Below are 2934 nucleotides of genomic sequence, written 5' to 3'. Positions count from 1 at the left end.
TGGGACATGATCTGTTCTTATATCCAAGAGTCCGGGGAAGTATATGGGGAAAAGATCGGTGTTATATTTCATCTCCGCGATTAGATGATCTTCAGTGTGTATTTGCTTCATTGAAAGGATTGATTTCGGTCAGCTCCTGTTCTCAGATTCCTATGATTGCGGTTATGGACAATGAAGAAGTCGGAAGTACAACAAAGCAGGGAGCTGCTTCAGATTTTTTAAAAGAGACAGTCTTAAGAATATGCCGGGAGAGAGGGATAAACGAGACAGACCGGAGCCGGATGATGGCTTCAAGTTTTATGATTTCAGCAGACAATGCTCAGGCAGCCCATCCAAATTATATGGAAAAATCAGATGCAGTCAATCGCCCTTTTATGAACGAAGGTATTGTCATTAAATATAATGCCAATCAGAGATATACTTCCGATGGTGTATCCTCGGCAGTGTTTAAGATGCTGTGCGAGAAGGCTGAGGTGCCATATCAGGTATATGTTAATCGTTCGGATATTGCCGGAGGTTCTACATTGGGCAATATTTCGGAAACACAGATTTCTATGAATACGGTGGATATCGGTCTGGCCCAGCTTGCCATGCATTCCGTTTATGAGACAGCCGGAGCCAGAGATACAGAGTATCTTGTGAAAGCCTCGAAAGCGTTTTTTGAGAGCAGTATAAAGTGTACAGAGGATGGTGTATACACCATTCGGTAAAATAAAAACCCGGTTCTATTGATGAATCGGGTTTTTTATTGAAATAAATTATGCGAAAAATTTTTGCCAGTAGCCCGTGAAAAGAATAAAAATGATAATGACCGGCAAAATATAACTTACATAAAAGCGAGCCCACTGTGGGAATTTTATACCTTTTCCTGAGTCAGCCTCTGCGATAAAATTATTCCATCCCCATCCGCTTTTGCGGGTACAGAAGAGAAGATAGAGAAGACTGCCAATTGGAAGCAGATTATTTGAAATAATAAAGTCTTCAAGATCCTGGATTGTACTTCCTGCGCCGAGAGGCTGTATATTGCTCAGCACATTGAAGCCAAGGACACAAGGTAAAGATAAGACAATAATTAGCAGGCCGTTGACAAGTACGGCTTTTTTACGATCCCATCCCCATAAATCGATGGAGAAGCTTAAAATATTTTCAAACACAGCAATAACGGTGGACATGGCAGCAAATGTCATAAAGATAAAGAATAATGTTCCGAAAATGCGTCCGCCAGCCATCTGATTGAAAATGTTTGGAAGTGTCACAAACACAAGTCCAGGGCCTTCTCCCGGGTCAACGCCAAAAGCAAAACATGCCGGAAAAATGACCAGACCGGACATGAAGGCAATGGCGGTGTCTAAAAGACAGATATTTAAAGATTCACCGGTAAGGCGGTGCTCTTTACTGATGTAGCTTCCAAAGATTGCCATAGCACCGATACCGAGACTTAATGTAAAGAATGCCTGGCCCATGGCAGCATAAATGGCTTCACCGAGTCCATTTTCAAGCATCTTGCCAAAATCAGGTATTAAATAAAAGCGAATACCTTCAGCGGCTCCTTCCAGTGTGATGCTGCGTACACATAAGACAACAAGAATAACGATAAGAAAGCTCATCATTACTTTTGTAATACGTTCTACACCTTTTTGGAGTCCGAGGCTGCATATGCCAAAGCAGAGCAGTACGATGACAAGCATCCAGAATGTCATGGCTTTAGGGTCAGCGAGCATTCCCACGAATATACCGCCGACTTCATCCGGTGTGAGACCGGAAAATTCACCGCGAATCATTTTGTAGACGTAGTAAATCATCCATCCTGCTACGGTTGTATAAAACATCATCAGCATATAGTTACCCAGAATAGCAAGATATCCTGTAATGTGCCATTTCGATCCGGCTGGTTCCAGAACATGGAAGCTTTTTGCAGCTGATTTCTGGCTGGCCCGGCCTACAGAAAATTCCATGACCATAATCGGAAGGCCGAGAATGACAAGAAACAGCAAATACACCAATACGAATGCGGCACCCCCGTATTTGCCGGTAATGTAGGGAAAACGCCATACATTGCCAAGTCCGATGGCACATCCTGCTGAAATCAGGATAAATCCCAGTCTGGATGAAAAATGTTCCCTCTTTTCCATAATGTTCCCCCTTTTATAAATTACGATAATCCTGTTTAGCATAGCAAAAATCAGGTTAACGGTCAAGAAGATATCGACAGTCGGGAGATTTCTTGCTATAATCAGCAGTATTGAATTAGATCAGATGAAGGGATGATGAATGTGGAAGCAATGACTGTGGAAGAGATTGTTAAGGCTGTGGGGGGAACTCTGCTGGCCGGCAATCCGGAAACGATGATTGACAATATCTGTATTGACAGTCGTGAAGCTGGAAAAGGAAGTCTTTTTGTGCCGATTATCGGTGAAAAGGTGGATGCGCATAAATTTATCGCCCAGGTATTTGACCAGGGAGCCTCAGCCGTATTTATGTCTCACGGAGATGTGACGGATAAAAATGAAGTACATATTCTGGTGAAGGATACGGTAAAGGCTTTGGGAATGCTGGGCGCTTACTATCGGAGAAAGTTTACAATGCCGATTGTGGGAATTACAGGAAGTGTAGGAAAGACATCAACAAAAGAGATGATCAGTGCCGCACTGGAAACAGGTTTTTGTACAATGAAAACAGCCGGAAACCAGAATAGCCAGATCGGTGTGCCTCTGACATTGTTCCGGATGGAAAAAAATCAGGAGATGGCTGTTATTGAGATGGGAATCAGTGAATTCGGAGAGATGGATAATCTTGTTCATTTTGTGGAGCCGGATGTGGCAGTTGTGACTAACATTGGAGAGGCCCATATTGCCCAGTTCGGAAAAAAAGAACACACGATGGAAGAAAAATTAAAAATCGGTATGCATTTTACTGAGAAAAACAGAATGTTTT

Annotated in this window: 2 protein-coding genes and 1 pseudogene; 2 read left to right on the top strand and 1 reads right to left on the bottom strand. The window is 42.7% G+C overall.

The features are described from left to right. A pseudogene (locus tag QZZ35_RS10720) lies at positions 1-710 on the top strand (M18 family aminopeptidase); the annotation flags it as partial. 48 nt (positions 711-758) lie between these two features. On the opposite strand, the gene QZZ35_RS10715 reads toward QZZ35_RS10720, so the two are convergent. Further along, complete coding sequence (locus QZZ35_RS10715) at positions 759-2132, bottom strand: sodium-dependent transporter (protein WP_291237395.1); 1374 nt, start codon at positions 2130-2132, stop codon at positions 759-761. Between the two features lie 150 nt (positions 2133-2282). Here QZZ35_RS10715 and QZZ35_RS10710 point away from each other — a divergent pair. After that, positions 2283-2934 (top strand): UDP-N-acetylmuramoyl-tripeptide--D-alanyl-D-alanine ligase (locus QZZ35_RS10710; RefSeq protein WP_291237396.1); only part of this gene is annotated, 652 nt, incomplete at its 3' end.

Origin of the sequence: Frisingicoccus sp. (assembly GCA_016298055.1) — a bacterium.
GTDB lineage: Bacteria > Bacillota > Clostridia > Lachnospirales > Lachnospiraceae > Frisingicoccus.
Note: the sequence above shows the minus strand (reverse complement) of the source record. Positions and strands in the feature narration are given on the sequence as shown.

Excerpts from the sequence above, each read along its gene's own strand:
- QZZ35_RS10715 (WP_291237395.1), bottom strand. The coding sequence starts at position 2,132 with ATGGAAAAGAGGGAACATTTTTCATCCAGACTGGGATTTATCCTGATT.